At 41.4% G+C, this 16860-nt stretch carries 15 protein-coding genes and 1 pseudogene; 7 read left to right on the top strand and 9 right to left on the bottom strand.

Annotation, left to right across the window (positions count from 1 at the left end):
* Positions 1-88 precede the first annotated feature (88 nt).
* Entirely contained in the window at positions 89-1054 is a 966-nt protein-coding gene (locus FTT78_RS12095) for a TerC family protein (RefSeq protein WP_104852786.1), read from the bottom strand.
* A gap of 398 nt (positions 1055-1452) precedes the next feature.
* Between FTT78_RS12095 and FTT78_RS12090 the strand changes: the two genes are divergently transcribed.
* On the top strand, positions 1453-1734 hold the full coding sequence (locus FTT78_RS12090; RefSeq protein WP_004969793.1) for a GNAT family N-acetyltransferase: 282 nt from the start codon (positions 1453-1455) through the stop codon (positions 1732-1734).
* Between the two features lie 161 nt (positions 1735-1895).
* On the opposite strand, the gene FTT78_RS12085 is transcribed toward FTT78_RS12090, so the two are convergent.
* Both FTT78_RS12085 and mpl read right to left on the bottom strand, forming a co-directional pair.
* Positions 1896-2981 (bottom strand): zinc-dependent alcohol dehydrogenase family protein, encoded by a 1086-nt coding sequence (locus FTT78_RS12085; protein WP_096902007.1) that lies wholly within the window; start codon positions 2979-2981, stop codon positions 1896-1898.
* A 238-nt stretch (positions 2982-3219) separates the two neighbouring features.
* A complete protein-coding gene (mpl, locus tag FTT78_RS12080; protein ID WP_004969796.1) occupies positions 3220-4590 on the bottom strand; it encodes a UDP-N-acetylmuramate:L-alanyl-gamma-D-glutamyl-meso-diaminopimelate ligase in 1371 nt (456 codons plus the stop codon).
* A gap of 241 nt (positions 4591-4831) precedes the next feature.
* Here mpl and FTT78_RS12075 point away from each other — a divergent pair, with 241 nt between their 5' ends.
* From FTT78_RS12075 to FTT78_RS12060, 4 genes are all read left to right on the top strand, one after another.
* Complete coding sequence (locus FTT78_RS12075) at positions 4832-5173, top strand: DMT family protein (protein ID WP_019836196.1); 342 nt, start codon at positions 4832-4834, stop codon at positions 5171-5173.
* 223 nt (positions 5174-5396) lie between these two features.
* Positions 5397-5909, top strand: coding sequence for a 5-(carboxyamino)imidazole ribonucleotide mutase (gene purE, locus FTT78_RS12070; protein WP_019836195.1), 513 nt, complete (start codon positions 5397-5399; stop codon positions 5907-5909).
* A 14-nt stretch (positions 5910-5923) separates the two neighbouring features.
* Positions 5924-7045, top strand: coding sequence for a 5-(carboxyamino)imidazole ribonucleotide synthase (locus FTT78_RS12065; RefSeq protein ID WP_180044400.1), 1122 nt, complete (start codon positions 5924-5926; stop codon positions 7043-7045).
* A gap of 678 nt (positions 7046-7723) precedes the next feature.
* Complete coding sequence (locus FTT78_RS12060; RefSeq protein WP_004969803.1) at positions 7724-9010, top strand: lytic murein transglycosylase; 1287 nt, start codon at positions 7724-7726, stop codon at positions 9008-9010.
* A 70-nt stretch (positions 9011-9080) separates the two neighbouring features.
* Here the strand turns inward: FTT78_RS12060 and FTT78_RS12055 are convergent, their stop codons facing one another.
* The 5 genes from FTT78_RS12055 to FTT78_RS12035 form a co-directional block, all read right to left on the bottom strand.
* Positions 9081-9458: a hypothetical protein gene (locus FTT78_RS12055; RefSeq protein WP_162164695.1), complete on the bottom strand. Its 378-nt coding sequence runs from the start codon at positions 9456-9458 to the stop codon at positions 9081-9083.
* A gap of 140 nt (positions 9459-9598) precedes the next feature.
* A complete protein-coding gene (locus FTT78_RS12050; RefSeq protein WP_180044398.1) occupies positions 9599-10513 on the bottom strand; it encodes a matrixin family metalloprotease in 915 nt (304 codons plus the stop codon).
* 219 nt (positions 10514-10732) lie between these two features.
* The gene (dnaK, locus tag FTT78_RS12045) at positions 10733-12670 is read right to left on the bottom strand and encodes a molecular chaperone DnaK (RefSeq protein WP_154321227.1); all 1938 of its coding nucleotides are present in this window, start codon (positions 12668-12670) and stop codon (positions 10733-10735) included.
* 121 nt (positions 12671-12791) lie between these two features.
* Positions 12792-13364, bottom strand: coding sequence for a nucleotide exchange factor GrpE (gene grpE, locus FTT78_RS12040; protein ID WP_257220042.1), 573 nt, complete (start codon positions 13362-13364; stop codon positions 12792-12794).
* A gap of 566 nt (positions 13365-13930) precedes the next feature.
* Positions 13931-14398 (bottom strand): hypothetical protein, encoded by a 468-nt coding sequence (locus FTT78_RS12035; protein WP_131261893.1) that lies wholly within the window; start codon positions 14396-14398, stop codon positions 13931-13933.
* A gap of 220 nt (positions 14399-14618) precedes the next feature.
* On the opposite strand from FTT78_RS12035, the gene FTT78_RS12030 reads away from it, so the two are divergent.
* Positions 14619-15692, top strand: coding sequence for an alpha/beta hydrolase (locus tag FTT78_RS12030; protein ID WP_131261892.1), 1074 nt, complete (start codon positions 14619-14621; stop codon positions 15690-15692).
* A 40-nt stretch (positions 15693-15732) separates the two neighbouring features.
* Here FTT78_RS12030 and FTT78_RS12025 read toward each other — a convergent pair whose 3' ends face one another.
* Positions 15733-16377, bottom strand: a complete 645-nt coding sequence (locus FTT78_RS12025; protein ID WP_167846493.1) for an acetoacetate decarboxylase family protein — start codon at positions 16375-16377, stop codon at positions 15733-15735.
* Positions 16378-16513: 136 nt separating this feature from the next.
* On the opposite strand from FTT78_RS12025, the pseudogene FTT78_RS12020 reads away from it, so the two are divergent.
* Positions 16514-16860, top strand: a pseudogene (locus tag FTT78_RS12020) (RNA-guided endonuclease TnpB family protein); the annotation flags it as partial.

Below are 16860 nucleotides of genomic sequence, written 5' to 3'. Positions count from 1 at the left end.
ATCGTACGGTAAATTAAAACTTAGCTCAATTGATATAAAAAAGCCCTCTCGAAAGAATGCTTGCAACGATGATGAGGACTGTTAAATTTTATAATGTGGTTTCATGGTGTTTTCGACTATGTCGAATTGATAACCACGCAGTGATTGTCAGTACGAGTACAATAAAGCCGAGTGAAATCCAGATAGGCATGTGGAATACATCTAACATCAGCATTTTAAAGCCAATAAATAGCAGAATTAAACCCAGCCCATACGGCAAATAATGCATTTTAGTGGCTGCTCCTGAGAGCAAGAAAAACATGGCACGTAAGCCCAAAATAGCCATAAGATTTGCGGTGAGTACAATAAAGGGATCGGTGGTCACGGCAAAAATTGCAGGGATAGAATCCACGGCAAAAATAACGTCAGATGCTTCGACCAAAATTAAAACTAAAAATAATGGCGTTGCCCAAAGTACACCATTTTGGCGCACAAAAAACTGATCTTTTTCCAGTGTTGGGGTAATACGCATGTGTTTGCGTAGCCATTTCAACAACGCCATATCTTCAATATTGCTGGCTTCTTGCTCTGGACCTTTTAAGAATTTAAAGCCTGTGTAGACCAAAAATGCGCCAAAAATATACAAAATCCAGGAGAATTCTTGTACAAACCAAGCTCCAATAAAAATAAAAATGGTTCTGAGAATAATTGCGCCCAGTACGCCGTAGAGTAAAATTTTACGCTGTAAGCCCGGTGGGATGGCGAATGCGGCGAAGATCATCAACCAAACGAATACATTATCAATCGCCAGTGATTTTTCCAGCAAATAACCCGCAAAGTATTCCATGACTTTGGTGTTGGCGACTTCTAGCCCAACGCTGTGTTTAAGATACAGCCATAAACCGCCACCAAATAAAGCTGCCACACTGACCCAGGCGATACTCCAATACGCAGCGGTTTTGACTTTGACCGATTCGCCTGCTTTTTGTTTAAAGCCTAAGAAGTCAATGGCGAGCATGACTGCAACAATTGCAAAAAAGACCAGATATAGCCATAAATTGCCGATGGATTCCATACAATCTCCACATCCAACAACTGGCCACAAAAAAACCTTGACCTGTTGTCAGATGATTTCAAACATCTGTAACAACATGATCAAGGTCTTGCCTACATAGAGCGGACTTGTATCAACAAGTATGTGCACTATGCTCAGCGTCCGACTTTTTGCAAAGTGTAATGACGAAACGCTGACACGTTAAAGTTATATTTTAACGCTTGGAGGAGGCTACTCCCCTTGTTCAACATAATTTGGGATTAGGACGCTGCCTAAATCTGCGTAAAGAATTACATAATTTTAAGTGTTGTGCAATTTATTCTGTATGGTAAATCACTTTAAGTTGTACAAATTCAGCACAATATTTCGTAAAGAGTGTGGCAAATTGAAAAAATAGATTTAGTTTGATAGGTGGACTTATGCAAATTCAACATCAAGAAACCCAACGCGGTGGCGAGTTTTTTATTGAACGAGATGGTCGGCATATCGCTGAAATTACTTATCAATATCAAGATGATCACACTATTTTAGCAGATCACACTTGGGTCGATCTGACATTACGAGGTCAAGGGGTTGCCCGTCAGCTATTAGATATTTTGGTCGCCTTTGCACGTGAAAAGCAGCTAAAAATTGTACCCGTGTGCTCTTATATTGAGACGGCTTTTGAAACAGATACACAATATGCTGATGTCGTGGCTTAAAAGTCTTTCTACGTTGAAATAATCTAATGTGTTGGTATTAAAACAGCATGCAGACTTCGTCTGTCGTGCAGTCTAAAATTTTCTTGAAAATATTATAAAAGCCCAAAAAAGCCAATCCACAGCGCGTAGATTGGCTTTTTTGTAACATAGTTAAGCCAAGATTATTCGTAATTAATCATCACTTTCATGGCATTTTCATCTGAAGCATGTTTAAACACATCATAGGCTTTTTCAAATTCAGAGAATTTAAAATGGTGCGTTGCCAGTTTTTCTAAAGGTAATTTGCCTGAACAGCAGGTTTTTAACAGCATACCTGTCGTATTGGTATTCACCAAACCCGTAGTGATGGTCAGGTTTTTAATCCAGAGTTTGTTTAACTCAAAATTTACCGACTTACCATGTACGCCCACATTGGCAATATGTCCGCCCTCTTTCACGACATTTTGGCAAATATCCCAAGTGGCTTCGACACCTACAGCTTCCATGGCACAGTCTACCCCGCGACCACCTGTAATCTCTAAAATACGTTGTACTGCATCTTCTTTGGCAGAGTTAATGGTATGGGTTGCACCCAACTCTTTTGCCATCGCCAAGCGGTTATCGTCCATATCGACTGCGATAATTTGTGCAGGAGAATAGAACTGTGCGGTAAGCAGACAACCCATGCCAATTGGACCTGTACCCACAATTGCAATGGTATCACCAGGTTTAACATTGCCGTATTGCACACCAATTTCATGTGAAGTTGGCAATACATCAGACAAGAAAACCGCAACTTCTTCATTTAAACCTTCAGGCAGCAAATATAAAGAAGTGTCTGCAAATGGAGTACGGACATATTCAGCATGAGTACCATCAATCATATATCCCATGATCCAACCGCCTTCATTTTGGCAGTGTGCATAGAGTTGTTTTTGACAGTTTTCACAAGTACCACAACGGCTGACACAAGAAATAATGACCTTGTCGCCTTTTTTGAAATTTTTGACTGCCGAACCGACTTCTTCAACAATCCCGATACCTTCGTGACCTAAAATACGGCCATCAAATAGCCCTGTCTTGGCAACTGCAGTGTCTTGAATTTCTGGGTTTTTACCTTTCCAAATACCTAAGTCAGTACCGCAAATTGTAGTTTTGGTGAGACGAATCACGGCATCTGTTGGTTGTAAAATTTCTGGACGTGGGCGTTCTTCAAAACGAATATCATTGGCGCCGTGGTAGACCATGGCTTTCATTGTTTTTGACATTGTGACCATCCTTCTTAGTAATAATGATGAAAGACATCCAGCAGCCAACCTGTAGCAACCGTCATGCTCGCAGGATGTAATCTTTTTAAAGTAACAGGTCAAGATGACAAGTTCATGAGCAGTATTGTTGCTTTTAATAATTATAATATATAAGTTTATAATTAATATAAAAATCCCCTATTTTTTGCCAAAAACAGGGGATTTTTTTTGAAAGAGTTTTAAATCAGTTTAAGCGATTTTAAGCCGTGTGTTGCAACGCTTGAATGAGTTTTTGATGTAAACCACCAAATCCACCATTTGACATAATCACCACTGCATCGCCCTCACCTGCTTGGCTCACGATTTTTTGAATAATTTCATCCAAAGTATTGGCCACCACCGCATGATTGCGAGCAGCCGCAACCACAGGCTGTAAATCCCAGTCTAAACCTTCAGGTTGATACCAAATCACAGCATCCGCCAAACGTGCTGAATCTGCCAAGCCCTCTTTATGACTGCCCATGCGCATGGTGTTGGAACGTGGTTCAATAATCGCCCAAAGCTTACGCTCACCCAAACGCTTACGTGCGCCGTCCAGTGTGGTTTCAATTGCGGTTGGATGGTGGGCAAAGTCATCATAGACTTCAATGCCGCGTATGGTGCCTAATAACTCCATACGGCGTTTCACCCCACCAAAATTGGACAGCGCTGCACATGCGGTTTCAATTGCAACCCCAACATGCTCTGCTGCGGCGATGGTTGCCAAGGCATTGGCGACACTGTGTTGCCCAGTCATATTCCAGCGCACTTCACCTTGTAGCACACCATTTTTCAGAACTTTAAAATGTGAACCATCTGCTGCAAGTTGTTCTGCATACAGTTCCGCTTGTGGATCTGCATTGAGCGAAGTACGTAGCACAGGTGTCCAGCAACCCATTTCTAACACTTCATCAATATGGGTTTCTGTAATTGGGGCAATAATGCGCCCTTCACTTGGGATGGTACGCACCAAATGATGGAATTGTTTTTGAATTGCGGCCAAATCATCAAAAATATCGGCATGGTCAAATTCAAGGTTATTTAAAATGGCGGTTTTAGGATGGTAATGTACGAACTTGGAGCGTTTATCAAAAAACGCAGAGTCGTATTCATCGGCTTCGACACAGAAATACTTGCCTGCACCCAAACGTGCACTTTCACTAAAGCCTAAAGGAACGCCGCCAATTAAAAAGCCTGGTTCTAAGCCTGCCTGATCCAATACCCACGCCAACATGGTGGTGGTGGTGGTTTTGCCGTGCGTGCCTGCAACGCCCAGTACGTGTTTGCCTTGCAAGACATGATCGGCCAAAAATTGCGGGCCAGAAATATACGGTAAACCTGCATTCAGCATGTATTCAACCGCATCAATCCCACGTTTCATGGCATTGCCCACAATCACTAAATCTGGATGCGGTTGTAAATGGCTGCGGTCATAACCTTGCATTAAGGTAATGCCTGCATTTTCCAGTTGAGTCGACATCGGTGGATAGACGTTTTGGTCTGAACCTGTGACGGTATGTCCTAAATCGCGGGCCAAAAGTGCCAATGAGCCCATAAATGTGCCACAAATACCCAAAATATGCAGATGCATTCCGCCTTACTCCACTGCTTTTTATAGACACATCACGTATTTTTGTGCTGTTGTCGTGATTAACTTGATTTGAAGCAACGATAGCAAGGGTTTTGGCGAAAAGATAGTGATTCTTGTATCTCATTTCAGGGATTTTTCTGAGCTGAATCTGCGCCAAAGGATGTAAAAAATTGCTGCTCTTGCATTTTTTATGGCAAATAGCTCGTAAAATAAAACTGAATTTTTAAGATAGTACGACACAATGTCTTCAGCACTTTTACTTTTGGTGATTGCAAACTGTTTTATGACCTTGGCGTGGTATGGTCATCTCAAGTTTTTACCACATGATGCTCCGCTGTGGCAGGCAATTTTATTCAGTTGGGTGATCGCCCTATTTGAATACAGTTTGATGATTCCTGCTACCCGTTTGCTGGCGCAGCATGGCTGGGCGGTAGGTCAAATGAAAATTACCCAAGAAGTTGTGACTTTATTGGTGTTTGTCCCGTTTATGATTTTTCTGTTTAAGCAACCTTTTAAACTGGATTATTTATGGGCAGCCTTATGTTTATGTGGTTGCGTGTATTTTGTATTTCGTGCGCCTTAAAGACGAGTTTTAGCTCGCTTGAATAGCTTTAGGTTCACCTATTTTGTTTAACTGTTTTCAATTCTTTAAAATAACCCGATAAAAATAATCAAAAAAGTCGGTTGAGTCGCCGTGTTCAATTTTAACAAGTCGAAAAATCAGTCTATAATGTGGAGTTCTTATTCAAGCTTGGCTTTCTCGCCTGAATTTCTCTTTCCTTAGTTTCGTTTCTGGAATATTTGTAATGAACGCGGCCGCTGCACAAGACGCTCCTCTCGTTGGAATTATCATGGGTTCTCAATCGGATTGGGCAACTCTCGAACACACTGCCAATATGCTGAAGCAGCTTGGTGTCCCATTTGAAGCGGAAGTCGTTTCTGCACACCGTACCCCAGATCGCTTATTTGAATATGCTGAACAAGCGCGTGATCGTGGCATTCAGGTGATTATTGCAGGCGCTGGTGGTGCCGCACACTTACCAGGTATGTGTGCAGCTAAAACTGATTTACCTGTTTTGGGTGTGCCAGTGAAATCTTCAATTTTAAATGGTGTCGATTCATTACTTTCAATTGTGCAAATGCCTGCAGGTATTGCCGTAGGTACATTGGCGATTGGTCCTGCGGGAGCAACCAATGCGGCAATTATGGCAGCCCAAATTTTAGGTTTAACCCGTCCAGAAATTGCACAAAATGTTGCCAATTTCCGTGCCGCGCAAACTGAGAAAGTTTCAAGCAACAATATTCCAGGTCAGGCTTAAGCGGGACAATTACTATGGATAAGACCATCGGTATTTTTGGTGGCGGTCAATTGGGTCGCATGATGGCACAAGCGGCTTTACCCTTAAATATTCAATGTACCTTTTTTGAAGCCAGTCCAGATTGCCCAGCGGCAACCTTGGGTCAGGTTTTTGCCAGCAAAAGCGAAAATAGCCTACAAGATTTTATACACAGTGCCGATGTATTCAGCCTTGAGTTTGAAAATACTCCGTTGGCTGATGTTGATGTATTGATTAAGCACAAAGACTTGCATCCACCACGTCAGGCTTTGGCAATTGCCCAAAACCGCTTGCTGGAAAAAGGCTTATTTGATGAATTGACGATTCCTGTTGCGCCGTATAAAGCGGTCAACTCGCTGGAAAGTTTACAGGCTGCTGTAGCTGAACTTGGTCTGCCAATTGTGCTAAAAACCGCAACAGGCGGCTATGATGGCAAAGGTCAGTTTGTCTTGCGCAGTGCAGATCAGATTGAACAAGCATGGGCAGAACTTGGCCCTGCAGGCAGCTTGATCGCAGAAAGTTTTGTTACTTTTTCACGTGAAGTATCTATTATTGCGGTGCGTGGTCAAAATGGTGAAGTAAAAACTTGGCCATTGGCAGAAAACCATCATCACAACGGTATTTTGTCGCATTCGATTGTCCCTGCACCAAACAGCGCTGACTTGCAGCCTGCGGCACAAGACTATATCACTCGCCTGCTCAATCACTTGAATTATGTAGGTGTGTTGACGTTAGAGCTATTTGTCACTGACAAGGGCTTGTATGCCAACGAGATGGCACCTCGTGTGCATAACTCAGGTCACTGGTCAATTGAAGGCGCGGTGTGTTCGCAGTTTGAGAACCATATTCGTGCTGTAGCAGGTTTACCGTTAGGCTCAACTGAAGTGGTACGTCCAACGGTGATGGTCAATATTATTGGTCAGCATCCCAAAACTGAAGATGTGTTGGCATTGAATGGCGCACATTTGCATTTGTACAATAAAACTGAGCGTGAAGGTCGTAAAATTGGGCATATTACTTTAATGCCGAATGATGCTGCTGAGTTGACAGATTTATGCCGCCAATTGGCAAAAATTTTGCCAAATCCATTGGCGCTCAGTGCTGATATGAGCTTGTAAATTTAAAAATGACGCCAAAGCGCTCATCACGATGAGCGCTTTTTTATGCTCTCACATTTTTTATTCTGCCCATTTTTAAGGTGTTCTACCGTTAATCTGTCTAGGATTGACGCTGTAATTTTAGGTTGATTAAGATAGATCAGGCTGAATAAGCAACCATCACCGTAGCAAAGCAATACTTAAAATAAAAATGCGCACAAGTCTGATGGGAAACAGATGATAATTATGAATTCAAAACTTTAAATTCAAATAGCGCGTTTTAAATTTAAAGCGATGCTTCAACTTTGAATTTAAATATCAGAAATGAATTTAAAGATAGATCTGCAGTTTTGAATTTAAATAAAGTAGCGGCTCTTTTGATCTTTAAATTTAAAAAGCTACTTTTAAATTCAAAGTAATACATCGTAAATATGCAGTGAATGTCGTGTTTTGTGGATAACTTGGGTTGGTTTAATTTGAATTTAAACTTTTAAATTTAAAAGTCTTATCATGTGTTGTGATTTTGAATTTAAAAATGTGAGATGCCGTACTTGTGGATAAGTGTTTTAAATTTAAAACGAGAAAATGAATTTAAAACTGTGTAAATGAATTTAAAGTTACAGATTTTCATCTGATCTCTGTGGCTGAAGGTGTTATGGTAAAGCCAAGATTTAAATTCAAAACACATCAAAGGGTATTATGCATCGTTTCGCTGTGATTTTTGCGACAGCTGCAATGGCAGCTACTCAGGTTCAGGCAGAACTGATTATCAATGGAAAATCTGTCACCGTAACACCAACGGTCAGTACATCTGCAAATTTTCAACCACAAAACCATTTTCAAAGTTGTTTGGCCAATTTACGCAGCCAAGCCATTGCCAAAGGGGTGAGTGGCAGCAGTTATGATCGCTATACTCAAAATCTCAGCCCAGATTATTCCGTCATTGAGCGTTTAAATTACCAACCTGAATTTTCTACGCCAATCTGGGATTATCTCTCAGGCTTGGTCGATGATGAGCGCGTGCAGGCAGGACAGCAGAAATTGGCACAGCACCGTGATGTGCTCAATCGTGTTGCAGCAGCCTATGGCGTACCTGCAGAAACCGTAGTGGCGGTTTGGGGTGTAGAAAGTAACTTTGGTGCGATTTCAGGATCCTATCCATTATTGCAAGCGCTAGGTACCTTGAGCTGTGAAGGACGCCGTCAAAGCTATTTCCGAGGTGAGTTTTTTACCACCATGCGTTTATTGCAACGTGGTGATGTCACTGAATCACAATTAAAAGGCTCATGGGCAGGGGCGTTTGGGCATACTCAGTTTATGCCATCGACCTATGATGAGTTGGCGGTCGATTTTGATGGTGATGGTCGCCGTGACTTAGTATCTAGTATTCCAGATGCTTTGGCTTCCACCGCTAACTTTTTAAAACGTCGCGGCTGGCAAACAGGGCAGCCGTGGGGCTTTGAAGTCAAAGTGCCTGCAGGCATGTCTTTGAGTGGTGAAGGGCGACGCAATAAAAAATCCCTCAGCAGTTGGGTTAATCGTGGGTTGACTCGTGCAGATGGTTCGGCATTAATTCAGGGCAATTTATCGGGCAGTAGTCAGGCAGGCTTGATGGCACCTGCAGGTGCGAATGGCCCTGTATTCTTAGTGTTTAGAAACTTCGATGCCATTTATAGCTATAACGCAGCAGAAAGTTATGCCTTAGCGATTGCGCATTTATCAGATCGTTTAATGGGGCAGTCTGCATTCCGCACCGCTTGGCCAACCGATGATGCAGGTACATCCCGCGCAGAACGCCGTGAAATTCAACGCTTTTTGTTAAGCCGTGGTTATGACATTGGTGAAGTGGATGGTTTAATTGGCGACAAAACCCGTCAAGCGATTCGTCAGGAACAGACTCGACTCGGCTTGGCTGCAACAGGTCGGGCAGGGCAGCAAATTTTAAGAGCGTTTCGTAATGAAGCGGCCAAACAAATGATGCAATAAGTTGTTGTGATTGCATTAAAAAGGTCTGCAAATGTGCAGACCTTTTTAATTTTTGTCTTAAAACAGGGGATTAAGGTTCAATTTTCACTGCTTCAAGCAAATCAAAAATCACAGTCGTGACATCTTGGCTTAATTCTTTGTTATTAAAAATTTCATAAGCTGAAATGGTGATGTCGGTATCACTTGGCAGCAAACGCTGTTCTTCTTCAATCAGGTGTTCAATTGGTAATAAGGTCTGTCTAACCTCAAGATGCAAAATATCTTTGTATTCAATATTTTCATCTTCAAGTTCAATCACTTGCTCATTAAAATACGGCAATAAAATCGAGTGGAGACAAGGTTGAAGCTCAACAATATCAAAAATTTCGATATCACGGCTTTGTTCAATCGTGCTGATGTGGTCATTTACTTCAATCAGGATATGGTAGTAACTCACATGAATCTCCACAGATCGTTCAGGGTTATACAGAGCCTTCACAATAACATGAAATGAGTAAATTTGCTGCCTTTGCACGTGTAATGGATATGCAACTATCGTACAGGGTGAGGGGAGTTTTGTGTTTTAGTCACTTCAGTTTGCCAGATTGCTCAATGCCGTGCATGGAGTAAATCGAGATCGGCAGGGCGCAGTTGGAAATTCTGCAACTGCTGATCTTTTAGCATTGGATACATTAAGGCATAAGGGTCGTTATGGTGTGCTAAACCCAAAGCATGACCAAATTCATGCGCCAAAGTTAGACGTAAATCATCTTTAGATTGAAACTCATAAATCCGAATGGCCTGACCATCAAAGCTGCCTTTATCAAATAAACGTGGTTGAAAACGTGCATTAAATTGCTGGATGGATACATCAATGTCTTGATTAAGTTGATTGAGGGCATCGACTTGTTGATTGAGCTGGTTAATTTGCTGATTAAATTGCGCTATTTCGTGTTCTAAACTCCACATGTGTTGCTGGATTTCTTGTTTTTTGGCTGCAAAAATTTCCTGTTGCGAAGGATGTAGCCCACCACTTTGGTTAATTTGCTGTACTTGACGATTGTATTGTTCAAGTTGTTGTTCAAATAGCATTTTTTTTGCATCAAGTTGTTGATTTTTATCTGCAATTTCTTGTTTTAGTGCTTGAATATTTTGGTTTTGATTGTTCCAGTGTTGTTGGCGTTGTTCAATGGCTGTAAGTTGTTGTTGGCGTTGGTTTGATTCATCTTGACGTTGATCATAAATCAAGTGAATGGCGAGCTTGGCGTTCGGGTCATATACAAAATAATCTTGTCCCGTTCCTTGTTTCCAAATATAGGTGGCTTCCTGACTCAGTTGCAGTAAATCGGCATGGCTTAAGCCAAAACGCGGGTCGACTTCAGCAATACGATAACGTAGGCGAGTATCTAAAGGATATTGTAAACGATTTAGTGCAGTATTGTGCCGTGTGTGCGGATGTTGAATATTTTGATAAATCAGCAAGATAGAAAACAGTATGATTGCACCCAATAGAAACAAACGCATTGCTAGCGGCATCCTTTTTTGGGTTTACTGTAGCCGAAAGTAGGGCAGAAACTCAATCTATTTGCAGTTAGAGCATCATTTTATCTATTGTACTCGGTTGAGCGTCCAATTGTCTGTGCTCTTTCATTTAAATCTTGAAGTCAGTGTATGGATATCGAAAAGAAAAACCGCGCTGCAATTGCTTGCAGCGCGGTTTTTGATGTGCGTTAAAGCGACAAATTATTTTTTATCATCTTTGACTTCAGTGAATTCAGCATCCACAACGCCATCATCGGCTTTTTGTTGACCTGCGTCACCGCCAAATGCATTTGGGTCGAAACCTTGTGCACCGCCTTGACCTTGTGCAGCTTCATACGCACGTTGCGTAATTGGCATGATGATGTTTTGCAATGCTTCAGTTTTTGCTTTGATTGCATCTACATCATTTTCTTTGGTTGTCGCTTCAAGCTCAGTGACTGCAGTTTCAATCGCAGTTTTTTCATCGGCAGTCACTTGTTCACCAAGGTCTTTTACTGCTTTTTGAGCAGAAGAAACTAAAGCATCCGCTTCGTTACGTGCTTTTGCAAGTTCTTCAAACTTACGGTCTTCTTCAGCATTTGCTTCAGCATCTTTAATCATCGCTTCAATTTCAGCATCGCTCAAACCAGAGTTTGCTTTAATTTGAATCGATTGTTCTTTGCCTGTGCTCTTGTCTTTTGCAGACACTTTCAAGATACCGTCAGCGTTAATGTCGAACGAAACTTCAATTTGTGGCACACCGCGTGGCGCTGGTGGAATGTCACCTAATTGGAAGTTACCCAACAATTTGTTTTGTTGAGCCATTTTACGCTCACCTTGGTAAACTGAAATGTCTACTGCAGGCTGGTTGTCTGCCGCTGTTGAGAACACTTGAGATTTCTTCGCAGGAATCGTGGTGTTTTTCTCAATGATTGGCGTCAACACGCCACCCATAGTTTCAATACCAAGCGTTAACGGAGTTACGTCTAGAAGCAATACGTCAGTTTTGTCACCAGACAATACGGCACCCTGAATTGCTGCACCAATTGCAACAGCTTCGTCTGGGTTTACGTCTTTACGTGGCTCTTTGCCAAAGAATTCTTGTACTTTTTGTTGTACAAGTGGCATACGTGATTGACCACCCACCAAAATCACGTCAGAGATGTCAGAAGTTGAAAGTCCTGCATCTTGTAGCGCAACTTTACATGGCTCAATGGTACGAGCGACTAAATCAGCAACCAAACCTTCAAGTTTGGCGCGAGTCACGTTCATCACCAAGTGCTTCGGACCTGTTGCGTCTGCAGTGATATATGGCAAGTTGATTTCAGTCGCATTTGAAGATGAAAGCTCGATTTTTGCTTTCTCAGCCGCTTCTTTCAGACGTTGTAATGCCAATGGATCTTGTTTCAAGTTGAAGTTTTGCTCTTTTTTGAACTCTTCAACCAAGTATTCGATCAAGGCATTGTCAAAGTCTTCACCACCAAGGAAGGTATCACCGTTGGTTGATAACACTTCAATTTGTTGGTCGCCATCAAGGTCTGCAATTTCAATGATCGATACGTCAAAAGTACCACCACCCAAGTCATATACAGCAACTTTACGGTCGCCTTCTTTCTTGTCCATACCAAATGCAAGCGCAGCAGCAGTTGGTTCGTTGATGATACGTTTAACTTCTAAGCCTGCAATTTTACCCGCATCTTTGGTTGCTTGGCGCTGTGCATCGTTAAAGTACGCAGGTACAGTAATCACGGCTTCAGTAACTGTTTCGCCCAAATAATCTTCGGCAGTCTTTTTCATCTTTTTCAAAGTTTCTGCAGAAATTTGCTGTGGTGCAAGTTTCTTGTCATTCACTTCAACCCAAGCATCGCCATTGTCTGCTTTGATGATTTTGTAAGGCACAAGACCAATGTCTTTTTGTACCGCTTGGTCTTCATAACGACGACCAATCAAACGCTTAATTGCGAATAATGTGTTTTTCGGGTTAGTTACAGCCTGACGCTTTGCAGATTGACCTACAAGAATTTCGCCATCTTTATAAGCAATAATAGATGGAGTTGTACGTGCGCCTTCTGCGTTTTCAATTACTTTAACTTTGTCGCCTTCAAGTACCGCTACACATGAGTTAGTTGTACCTAAGTCAATACCAATGATTTTAGCCATTTGGATGTTTCCTCAAAAATTCTTTTGCAATGTTTTCACTTGTTATTCGATATGAGAGCCAATCAAAATTTTTCAAGTTGTTTAGATGAAAATTTTTTATCAACTCTCGATTTTATAAGGCTTAAGCGCCAACCATCACCATTGCAGGGCGGAGTAAGCGACCATGTAAGGTGTAGCCTTTTTGTAATACGTTGCCAATTTCATTGGCTTTTGCATTTGGATCAATCCCTACGGCTTGATGCAGGTCTGCATTGAAACCATTGGCTGTATCAATCACCACCACACCAAACTTTTCTAAAGTGGTCAGTAATGATTTCAAGGTCAGTTCCACACCTTCAGACAAGGCAGTTTTTTCATCACCATTGGCGGCAATAGCACGCTCAAGGTTGTCTACAGAATCCAATAATTCTTTAGCAAACTTTTCTAAAGCAAACTTTTTAGCTGTATCTGCTTCACGTTCTAAACGCTCTTTGGTTTTTTCCGCTTCGTAAACTGCATTGGCAGTACGTGCTTTTTCCAATTTTAGGTTTTCTTCAAGTTTGCTCAGTTGTTCTTGTAAAGACTCAACGGAAACTTCTGCTTGCTCAGTATCTTGCGCTGTTTGTTGTTCCGTCTGCTCTAGCTCAAGGTCTTGAGTTTGTTCGTTCTGCTCAGTTGCCATTGATTTACTCCGTTTAAATGGGTTTTTAAACATGTACAGTCCTTTGGCGTCAGTGCTAACTGCGTTATTGCTGAACTGCCATGGTTAGAGAAGTTCGTAATTAGCTAAGAAATCGGGGCAGGGCAGGCAAAATTCAAGCGTGCCAGTAGATTAATTTTCATTGCCATGAAATTTGGTCAAAAAAATACATTTTGAATCAAGATGTCGGCGGATGAATGAAGCAAATTAAACTTTGAAACTTATAATATTTTTTTGTTTAAAAAAGTATGGTAATAGGGAGCTGATTATTCAGCTAAACCAGTGCTTTTATTACGGAGATAGCTAAAAACACTGTTTTATCAACAGGATTCGACTGGGTGTTTGTTCACTATATTGTGCATGCGTATGATTAGAGTTTTTAAGTTTTGGTTGATTAATCGCTAAAACAGCTTAATCGAGAGTAATTATATATTTTACACAAAACCTAACACTGCTTATTCTTTGCGCATAGATGCTATATCGCTGTAGTTTCTTGTGTATTGCTAAATGTGTTTTCGGGGCTTATCTAACTTCTGAATAAGCCCTTTTTTTACCTCATTTGTTTTGCTTTGCTGCAAGACTCAATCACGATCACGTCGTTGTTCACGGTCTTTACGGTTTTCCTGCCAGCGCTTTTGTTGTGCATCACGTTGTTGTTGCCAGCGTTTACGTGCTTCCTCACGCTTTTTTTGTTCAGCTTCAATTTGCTGCTTACGCTTTTGCTCAAGCTGTTTACGCTGCTGTTCCGATAAGCGTTTACGCTGCTCTGCTAAACGTTGTCGCTCTTGTTCATAGCGTTGTTGCTGTAATTGCTGTTGTCGTTTTTGTTCCCATTCACGACGTTCTAGTTCACGTTTACGACGCTCTAACTCAACCCGATTTTTACCTTGTTGATATTCCCAACGCTGCCGATCATTGTCATAACGTCGATGATCATCATCATAGCGTGGCTCATATCGTCCATCGTAGTAACCTTCGTCAGGCACGACTACGCAACCTACGGCTAAAAAAGCAGTCGCACATGAAAGTAAGATTAATTTTTTAGTCATGCTCTGCCTCCTGAGCTGATGAGGTGAATTTGTCTGAAACATCAAACATAGACTGCAATAGTGTCAATGACAGCGTCATAAAAGCAGGGTAGCGTATAGGTAATTTGAATGTGTATAACGATTGAAGCACTTGTATAACAAAATGGTCACTGTGCTGTTGATCATGAAGAAATTATGAAGCGTTTAGGCAAATCATGCAGACATATAAAAAGGAACAGGCATGCAAATTTTGAATTCATCTCTCAAAAATAAATTGCACAAAGGACAAGGTGCTGCTGCACGTGCATTAAATAAGTTACCAAGTCGAGTACATCATACTTTGGCTCAAGCTTTGGGTTATCCGTATCATTATCCAGACCTTGATCCATTTATTAAATGCATGATGGCGGCACAATTAAAACAAGGGAAAATTGGTTTTATTGGTGCTGACCCTGTACAGTCTAGACAGGCATTTGATCGACAAATGCAATCTATTCTGAGCACTCCAACTGCGGTCAAACGAGTTGAAGAAATCCGTTTAAACTTAGCCAGTGGCAATATCGCAGCGCGTTATTATCATCCTGCACCACATAAAAAATTGCCTTTAATCGTGTTTTATCATGGTGGTGGTTTTGTGGTGGGTGGTTTAGACAGTCATGACGAATTTTGCCGCTTAATGGCGGTACATGCCCATGCACAAGTGTTGAGTGTGGAATATCCACTCGCGCCTGAAGCTAGTCCACAGCAGATTATTCAAGTCTGTGAAGATGCTTTGGCATGGGCATATCAACATCGTCGAGAAATGAAAATTTTAAAAAATCGCATAGCGGTGGCAGGCGATAGTGCGGGTGGTAATATTGCAGCGGTGGTTGCACAGCGTAGTGCTCATTCAGCCTATGCACCTGACGCACAATTTTTAATTTATCCAGCCTTAGATTTTAAGAGTCGCCATCCTTCATTCTTTGCTTATAAAGATGGTTTGGTGTTGACGGGACAAGATATTGATTTTGTCACCCAGCACTATGTCACACAGCATCAGGTCGCTTTGGATGATCCAATCATTTCGCCAACTTTTGGCAAATTGAAAAAACTAGCGCCTGCCTTTGTGGTCACAGCAGGGCATGACGTTTTGCATGATGAAGCTGAAATTTATGCACATAAATTACGTCAACATGCTGTCACGGTAAAATATGTAGAATATTTAGATCAAACACATGGTTTTATTAGCATGACCTTTGTGTCGCGTCGCGCCAAAAAAATCAGCATTGAAATGTGTAAAAACTTTAGAAAATTTTGGGATCGACCACGTAGCTAAACCTTGGGTTGTCTTTGTTAATCTGTTTCACGTGGAACGGTTAAACCAGAGTAGAGATTTCGGCTTCTGGAAAAGTCAGTTCGAACTCAGGCACGTAAAAACCATTGATGAAGCGTGCCTGATTAAAATCAGGAAACAAACTTGGATTCGATTGCCAAGACGCATGTTTGAGTGGGATTAATCTGCCGCGAAAAGAAGGATTAAATTGATAAGATTTCCCTTGCCATGTTTGCTGAATTTTTAAAAGCGCAGCAGGGATGTAATGACTATCAATAAAGCTACGTTGCGTATTGCATTTTTCAAGTTGAATGGCGAATTGCAAATCTGCGTGTTGTATTTTGCAACTCATCTGTCGATCTTGAATATCCCAATCAAAGCTTGCCAGTTCTTTCGGAATACCCCAAAGCTGTTGTCCGTGTTGCACAGAAGACTCAGTTGAAACAAAAATTTTAGGAATGGTAGATAAACGACGCTGCCTAAATAGAGGATGATCTAAAATCAGCAGCTCATCATAAGCGCCAATGGGGCTAGCGTTATAACGTACCCACATGACTTGAACAAGACGCCCTAAAAAAGAAGGTGCTAAGCCAAAAGGCTGTGCCAGATTTAAAAAATGCGGGCTGAGCCAATAATTTAAAATATAGGCTTCACCTTGAAGTTGCCAAGGTGCTGGACACAGTCGGATCTGATCTGAATTATTTTTATCAAATGGAGCGTAAAACTCAGTCCTTCAGGTCAGAGATATAAGCGACACGACATGAAGTGTCGTTTGATTTAACTAAGGGCTATTTTCCTTGAGTTTTGATTGTTAATATAAGTACATGAAAACCCTTAAATTACGTATAAAAGACAAACATTGCAAGGTGTTAGACCAACTAGCATCAGAAGTGAACTTCGTCTGGAATTATGTCAATGATTTAGGGTTTAGGCATTTGAAGCGGAAAGGTGAATTTCTCTCTGCTTTTGATATTGCCAAATATACGAAAGGCACATCCAAAGAATGTAATTTACATAGTCAAACCATTCAGGCTGTAACTGAATAATTAGTCACCCGAAGAAAGCAATTTAAAAAGGCAAAGCTGAAATGGCGTGTCAGCAATAAAAAATCAGCAAGGCGCTCTTTGGGATGGGTTCCCTTTAAAAAGTTGGCTATCAAATATGCCAATGG

It is taken from the genome of Acinetobacter sp. YH01011, from assembly GCF_013420785.1.
GTDB lineage: Bacteria > Pseudomonadota > Gammaproteobacteria > Pseudomonadales > Moraxellaceae > Acinetobacter > Acinetobacter towneri.
The sequence above is the reverse complement of the archived record's forward strand: the minus strand, read 5'-3'. Positions and strand labels throughout refer to the sequence as shown.

Coding starts and splice junctions, on each gene's coding strand:
- FTT78_RS12060 (WP_004969803.1), top strand. CDS start 7,724: ATGCATCGTTTCGCTGTGATTTTTGCGACAGCTGCAATGGCAGCTACT.
- FTT78_RS12090 (WP_004969793.1), top strand. CDS start 1,453: ATGCAAATTCAACATCAAGAAACCCAACGCGGTGGCGAGTTTTTTATT.
- FTT78_RS12075 (WP_019836196.1), top strand. CDS start 4,832: ATGTCTTCAGCACTTTTACTTTTGGTGATTGCAAACTGTTTTATGACC.
- dnaK (WP_154321227.1), bottom strand. CDS start 12,670: ATGGCTAAAATCATTGGTATTGACTTAGGTACAACTAACTCATGTGTA.
- FTT78_RS12065 (WP_180044400.1), top strand. CDS start 5,924: ATGGATAAGACCATCGGTATTTTTGGTGGCGGTCAATTGGGTCGCATG.
- FTT78_RS12050 (WP_180044398.1), bottom strand. CDS start 10,513: ATGCGTTTGTTTCTATTGGGTGCAATCATACTGTTTTCTATCTTGCTG.
- mpl (WP_004969796.1), bottom strand. CDS start 4,590: ATGCATCTGCATATTTTGGGTATTTGTGGCACATTTATGGGCTCATTG.
- FTT78_RS12085 (WP_096902007.1), bottom strand. CDS start 2,981: ATGTCAAAAACAATGAAAGCCATGGTCTACCACGGCGCCAATGATATT.
- FTT78_RS12035 (WP_131261893.1), bottom strand. CDS start 14,398: ATGACTAAAAAATTAATCTTACTTTCATGTGCGACTGCTTTTTTAGCC.
- grpE (WP_257220042.1), bottom strand. CDS start 13,364: ATGTTTAAAAACCCATTTAAACGGAGTAAATCAATGGCAACTGAGCAG.
- FTT78_RS12095 (WP_104852786.1), bottom strand. CDS start 1,054: ATGGAATCCATCGGCAATTTATGGCTATATCTGGTCTTTTTTGCAATT.
- FTT78_RS12030 (WP_131261892.1), top strand. CDS start 14,619: ATGCAAATTTTGAATTCATCTCTCAAAAATAAATTGCACAAAGGACAA.
- purE (WP_019836195.1), top strand. CDS start 5,397: ATGAACGCGGCCGCTGCACAAGACGCTCCTCTCGTTGGAATTATCATG.